General features: G+C 38.6%; 9 protein-coding genes. 6 read left to right on the top strand and 3 right to left on the bottom strand.

What is annotated here, in order from left to right; translation table 11 throughout:
• The 3 genes from ACFILU_RS05790 to ACFILU_RS05800 all read right to left on the bottom strand — a co-directional run.
• The coding region (locus tag ACFILU_RS05790; RefSeq protein ID WP_375675137.1) for a hypothetical protein at positions 1 to 483 on the bottom strand (483 nt) is incomplete at its 3' end.
• An 11-nt stretch (positions 484 to 494) separates the two neighbouring features.
• Positions 495 to 830, bottom strand: coding sequence for a dATP/dGTP diphosphohydrolase domain-containing protein (locus ACFILU_RS05795; protein ID WP_375675151.1), 336 nt, complete (start codon positions 828 to 830; stop codon positions 495 to 497).
• Positions 831 to 1,500: 670 nt separating this feature from the next.
• Positions 1,501 to 1,779 (bottom strand): hypothetical protein, encoded by a 279-nt coding sequence (locus tag ACFILU_RS05800; RefSeq protein ID WP_375675139.1) that lies wholly within the window; start codon positions 1,777 to 1,779, stop codon positions 1,501 to 1,503.
• Between the two features lie 113 nt (positions 1,780 to 1,892).
• On the opposite strand from ACFILU_RS05800, the gene ACFILU_RS05805 reads away from it, so the two are divergent.
• The 6 genes from ACFILU_RS05805 to ACFILU_RS05830 all read left to right on the top strand — a co-directional run bounded on the left by ACFILU_RS05805 (position 1,893) and on the right by ACFILU_RS05830 (position 5,211).
• Complete coding sequence (locus ACFILU_RS05805; protein ID WP_012755091.1) at positions 1,893 to 2,225, top strand: helix-turn-helix domain-containing protein; 333 nt, start codon at positions 1,893 to 1,895, stop codon at positions 2,223 to 2,225.
• Between the two features lie 221 nt (positions 2,226 to 2,446).
• Positions 2,447 to 2,827 carry a hypothetical protein gene (locus ACFILU_RS05810; protein ID WP_375675141.1) on the top strand — a complete coding sequence of 127 codons (381 nt, stop codon included), beginning with the start codon at positions 2,447 to 2,449 and terminating at the stop codon, positions 2,825 to 2,827.
• Between the two features lie 113 nt (positions 2,828 to 2,940).
• Entirely contained in the window at positions 2,941 to 3,705 is a 765-nt protein-coding gene (locus ACFILU_RS05815; RefSeq protein ID WP_375675143.1) for a hypothetical protein, read from the top strand.
• 14 nt (positions 3,706 to 3,719) lie between these two features.
• The gene (locus tag ACFILU_RS05820; RefSeq protein WP_375675145.1) at positions 3,720 to 4,283 is read left to right on the top strand and encodes a hypothetical protein; all 564 of its coding nucleotides are present in this window, start codon (positions 3,720 to 3,722) and stop codon (positions 4,281 to 4,283) included.
• Positions 4,280 to 4,723, top strand: coding sequence for a hypothetical protein (locus ACFILU_RS05825; protein ID WP_375675147.1), 444 nt, complete (start codon positions 4,280 to 4,282; stop codon positions 4,721 to 4,723). The genes ACFILU_RS05820 and ACFILU_RS05825 overlap by 4 nt, the downstream gene beginning before the upstream one ends.
• A gap of 5 nt (positions 4,724 to 4,728) precedes the next feature.
• Positions 4,729 to 5,211: a hypothetical protein gene (locus ACFILU_RS05830; protein ID WP_375675149.1), complete on the top strand. Its 483-nt coding sequence runs from the start codon at positions 4,729 to 4,731 to the stop codon at positions 5,209 to 5,211.
• Positions 5,212 to 5,329: the final 118 nt, after the last annotated feature.

The raw sequence follows: 5,329 nt of genomic DNA on the forward strand, positions 1-5,329 counted from the left end.
TGCCTGTATCTTTTCACTTTTCCGTTTGAACTCTTCTCGGTACGCATCTATCTTTTGTTTTAGTTCTTTAATTTCCTCGTCGCGTTCTTTAATCTCTTGCTTCAATTCTTTAATTTCCTCGTCGCGTAATTGAACATCTGCTTCAAGTGTCATTACAACTTCACTTACATTTCTGAACGCCTTTTCATGCTCTTCAGTCTTTTGTTTCAGTTGTTTAATTTCCTCGTCACGTTCTTCAATCTCTTGCTTCAGTTGTTTAATTTCCTTGTCACGTTCTTCAAGATCCGCATCACATTCATCAATTGTCTGCTTGCTTTCCATTAAATACCTAAACTCATTCTCTTTCATTTCTTTCTTAAGATCTTGAACCTGCTCTTTAAGTGCTTTAACTTGGTTGCGATAATGCATTGCAATACGAAACATCACTCCGCTTAAGAGCAAAACTGAAACCACTGCTATCCATAAAATTTCATTCGAACTCATCTTTATCTCCTTTAATTTTTATGAGGGCGGTCATCATGACCAATCTGTTGTGCTTCGCATTCCATTAAAAAAAGAATGCAACAAGCCGCATGTGCCAAGTGTGATAAATCACTCTCAGCATCCTTATGCTCTCCACCAAACCATGCTAATAAATGACGTAAAGCAGCACCGTGAAACCTGCTCCAGTGCATGCCATTACGCCAATTGTTTGCTCCGTACTTCTTTGCCCCAAACTCTAAAACTTTGCCGATTTCAATCAGTGCCAACGGCGGTATAAGCTCTATACGAGGCTTATCATCATCATTCTTATGCGCTTCGTTTGTGCTATATGAAACGTGTTTACGCATGTAAACTTCGTCGTTATCGCGAAAATCTTCATAGTCACAAACATCGGCATTGCCGTAAATCTTGGCATTCTCTCTAATCTTGGCATGCCCGTGAACTAACGCATTGTCATAAACTTTAGATTGATTGAAAACATGTGCATGTTCATATACCTTGGCATTCCCGTACACACGTGCTTTTGTATAAATTTCAGCATTCCCAAAAATGCGAGAATTCCCATAAACTTCTGCTTGACCTCTAACAAAAGCATTCTCATAAATTTGTGCTTCACCGTAAACGCGAGAATGATAAACCTTGCTATTACCGTAAATCTTTGCATGATCATAAATATACGCATCACCGAAAACATCTGCACAACCGTATACTTCCGCATTTCCAAAAACACGAGCCCCGCCACCAACACGTGCATCTCCAAAAATCCTAGCATTGCCAAAAACATATCCACGGCTAAAGGAATTATCCGAATCATCTACCCAACAATCCCCTTCATGTGATAGGTTACCTTCATGTTCTATAAAACCACCAAAATCACCTTTTTTAACGTTTCCAAAGTCTCTCAGTGCCCGTATACGACGAAGCATTACAATACCATGTGAATTATTCTTATCAGGATAAAGCGTTACTCCTTGGCGTGTGAACTCATATTTCTTTTCTACAGCCATCTTTGTCTCCTTAATGCTGTAAAGTTTCTCCGGTGTGATCAACACCGCAGCTCTTGCTAATTTTCGACATTGGGGGGTGTTGCTCTTGCATTAATCTCTGCAAGCGCTCGGGATAAAAAAAATCTTCTGGACGCAAATCTATCCCATGATCACGGGCGTAATCTAAAATTTTTTGCTGGTGTTTTGCTGGTATGTCACGCCATCTATAAACAGATGACACATCTCTTTGCACTATGGTTGCTACAGTTTTGAAACCACCTAAATATTTTATAATTAATCTCGAAGGCATATGTAATCTCCATAACAGCGCAATAAATAATTGCACTTTTTACATATGTCAATAAAAAATGCACTTTTCTCATTTTTTGCATTTTACGTGTTTTTAGGGATAATATTTAGATTATGAGTAGCAATATTGAAAAAAGTATCCGACAATGGCTAGAAAAGAAATTAAACGAGCGCGGACACGGTGCTCAAATAGAATTAGCCGCTCACTTGGGAATCCATCAATCCACTATAAGTAGAATGATTAATCCTTACAAAAATGGAAAATCAAGAAGCATAAGTATTGGGGAATTAGTTAAAATAGCAGAGTTTTTTAATGAACCCCCCCCAAATTTCTTCAATGATGTTGATCAAGAATTTATGAATTTTTATCGTGATCTTTCTGAAGAAAACAAGAGAGATGTGATTTTGTATATTGAGTTTTTAAGGCAATCAAAAAATAAGAAATAGTTTCCTTTTCCTTCTGAGAAAACCCTTTTAGAAGATTATAATCTTGTTCCGTTACTTGCATATTGTATCTCCATAAATTGTGGATAGTGCATTTTTAAAAAAAACATACCTAACATAAATATGCACTTTTTACATTTTTATGTTGACACTTGCACTTTTTACATATATCCACTCCATATCTTATAAAATAACTTTTGCCAATAGGCAGTATGGAGGCATTTGTGAAGAAACCAGTGTTTATAAATTCTGATGAAATTCTCTTAGTGATGTGCGAAAATGAAGAGCAAAATCTCGCTAAATCTGGTCCTTTCTTAGAAGAAAGTGACATGATCAAATTTATCGACCAAGCCGATAATGCTGTCCAAATTTTGCGTATTGAACCAACGACTAATCGTTGCGAAGATATCTCTGAAGATATTGCCGAATTCTATCTTAAAGAATGTGAAGAGCAGTGTTTCAACGGAAACATTCCTCACGACTTTGTTACGCATAGTTCAGCATACGGTTTTTTTTTAGATGATATAAAACAGCGCGAATATGATGATGCAATGTATGGTTCTTACGAACAACAACACCGTTTGCGTCCTTGTGATGTGCTTTAAAAGCTAAAGGCGTTTTTAAAAGACGCCACCTTTTCAAAAAATTCACCCCACAATGCAATGCCGTTCTTTTGCAAGAACGACAAAGGCAGAATCTAACTTAAAGGAGTAAAACCATGGAAAAAAAATACGAATTTACTGATGAAACAATCAATGTTGATGGCAAAATCCTTCACCGTATACGTGCTTTAAGAAACTTTGGTGATGTCGAGAAAGGCAACCTAGGAGGCTATATCGAGAAAGAAGACAACCTAAGTCATGAAGATGATTGTTGGGTAGATGGTGATGCCAAGGTGCTTGAAAGCGCTACCATTTTTGATAATGCCAAGATATTTGATGGCGCCTGTATTAGTGGAAATGCTACGGTTTGTGATAAGGCACAAGTTTACGATAAGGCACAAGTTTACGGTAACGCCAAGGTTTACGACAATTCTCGTATTTATGGAAGTGCACAAGTTTACGATGATGCACGTGTTTACGATGATGCACGTGTTTACGATGATGCACATGTTTACGATGATGCAGTCATTTACGTTAATGCAAAAGTTTGCGGTGATGCCAAGGTTTATGGAAAAGCAAGAATATACCATGACGCCGTAATTTCCGAACATGCACGCGTTTATGACAATGCAGAAGTTTTCGACAACGCTACAATTTCGCACGTTGCATCCGCTTGTGACAATGCTCGTATTTTCGGTAAAGCAAAGGTTGGTGGTTGTGCCGAAATTTATGATGGAGCACATGTCTCTGAAAAAGCTAAAGTTGGCGGTCACGCAAAAATCTCTGGAAATGCCCGTGTGTTTGGTGGTGCAATAGTTTGCGAGAATGCCAAAGTAACCGGAAATACAAAAGTATCTGGAAATGACACTGTTTTAAGATAAGGGCGACTTAAACCATGGAAAAAAAATACGAACTTACTGATGAAACAATCGAAGTTGGGGGCAAAATCCTTCACCGCATTCGTGCACTGAGAGATTTGGGGGACGTCAAGAAAGGTGATCTTGGCGGCTATATCGAGAAAGAAGACAATCTAAGTCATCATGGTAATTGCTGGATTGGGGATTATGCAAAAGTTTATGGTAATGCCAAGGTTTTTGGTAATGCTAAGGTTTACGAAAATGCACAAGTTTACGGTTATGCACATGTTTACGGCAATTCTCGTATTTATGGCAAAGCAGAAGTTTTCGATGAACCATGCATTTACGGTCATGCAGAAGTTTACGGTGATGCACATATTTGCGGTGAACCGCACGTTTTTGATAATGCAGAAGTTTATGGCAATGCACAAGTTTACGAAGAGCCACACATTTACGATAGGGCGCGTGTTTACGGCAATGCAGAAGTTTCCGGTGATGCGCATGTTTACGGTCATGCAAAAATTTACGGTGCAGCATGTGTATGTTGGGACGACTGGATTGATGGCAATAAAAGAATCTCAACTGGAGAAAAGACCAGATGAAAAAATACGAATTTACTGATGAAAAAACTGTGTTTGATGGAAGAACTCTTCACCGAATTAGAGCATTAAGAGACTTTGGATATGTCAAAAAAGGTGACCTCGGCGGTTTTATAGAAAAAGAGAGCAACTTAAGCCATAAGAGAGACTGTTGGATTTTTGGCAATGCACAAGTTTACGGTGATGCCAAAGTTTATGATGATGCACGCGTTTATGACAATGCACAAGTTTATGATTATGCCGAAGTTGGTGGTGCTTCTGTTCGAGATAATGCCAAGGTTTTTGACTATGCGCGGATTTATGGGAATTCTGTTATAGGGAAAAGTGTACACGTTTACGGAAATGCTAAAATTTACAATCAAGCATATATTTGCTGTCGTGTAAACATTGCTGGAAATTGTAAAATTAGTGGCTCCACCGTAATCGTAGAACGTGAGAAATAGTAATCATGGAAAAGAAATATGAACTTACTGATGAAATAGACATGCTCTATCGTCGACCAGTTCGTCGCATCCGTGCATTGAGAGACTTTGGAAACATCAAGAAAGGTGATCTTGGCGGTTTTATAGAGCATGAAGGCAACCTCTCTCATGAGGGCGATTGTTGGGTTGGGGATAGTGCTAAGGTTTGCAATAATGCTCAAGTTTATGAGAATGCACAAGTATTTGGACGAGCACGTATCTCATGTAATGCACGTATTTATGGGAATGCTAAGGTTTTTGGAATCGCTTGTGTTGAATCCAATGCACATATTTTCGATAATGCGCAAGTTTACGGAAGAACCGAAATTCACGGCAATGCCAAAGTTTGTGAAAAAGCTCATATTGGCGGTGATGCTGTTGTATGTGGTAACACATGTATTTCAGGCAACACACATATTAGTTATAATAGAAAAGCCGAACATATCCCTAGGAAAAGACAGAGCGTATAAGCACTTTCTAACCACACAAACAACATTTTAAACACCAGCGTGATTCACGCCACGGGTGAATTGCGCGCAATGTAGGAAATCAAGATGAGTGAACAAAACACTAACCTAATAGAAATTG

This window comes from Bartonella sp. CL100XZDX (genome assembly GCF_042195375.1).
In the GTDB taxonomy this organism is placed as follows: Bacteria; Pseudomonadota; Alphaproteobacteria; order Rhizobiales; family Rhizobiaceae; genus Bartonella.

What these genes read in the sequence shown, in the direction of transcription:
- ACFILU_RS05795 (WP_375675151.1), bottom strand. Translation starts at nt 830, where the DNA reads ATGCGTAAACACGTTTCATATAGCACAAACGAAGCGCATAAGAATGAT.
- ACFILU_RS05800 (WP_375675139.1), bottom strand. Translation starts at nt 1,779, where the DNA reads ATGCCTTCGAGATTAATTATAAAATATTTAGGTGGTTTCAAAACTGTA.
- ACFILU_RS05805 (WP_012755091.1), top strand. Translation starts at nt 1,893, where the DNA reads ATGAGTAGCAATATTGAAAAAAGTATCCGACAATGGCTAGAAAAGAAA.
- ACFILU_RS05815 (WP_375675143.1), top strand. Translation starts at nt 2,941, where the DNA reads ATGGAAAAAAAATACGAATTTACTGATGAAACAATCAATGTTGATGGC.
- ACFILU_RS05820 (WP_375675145.1), top strand. Translation starts at nt 3,720, where the DNA reads ATGGAAAAAAAATACGAACTTACTGATGAAACAATCGAAGTTGGGGGC.
- ACFILU_RS05825 (WP_375675147.1), top strand. Translation starts at nt 4,280, where the DNA reads ATGAAAAAATACGAATTTACTGATGAAAAAACTGTGTTTGATGGAAGA.
- ACFILU_RS05830 (WP_375675149.1), top strand. Translation starts at nt 4,729, where the DNA reads ATGGAAAAGAAATATGAACTTACTGATGAAATAGACATGCTCTATCGT.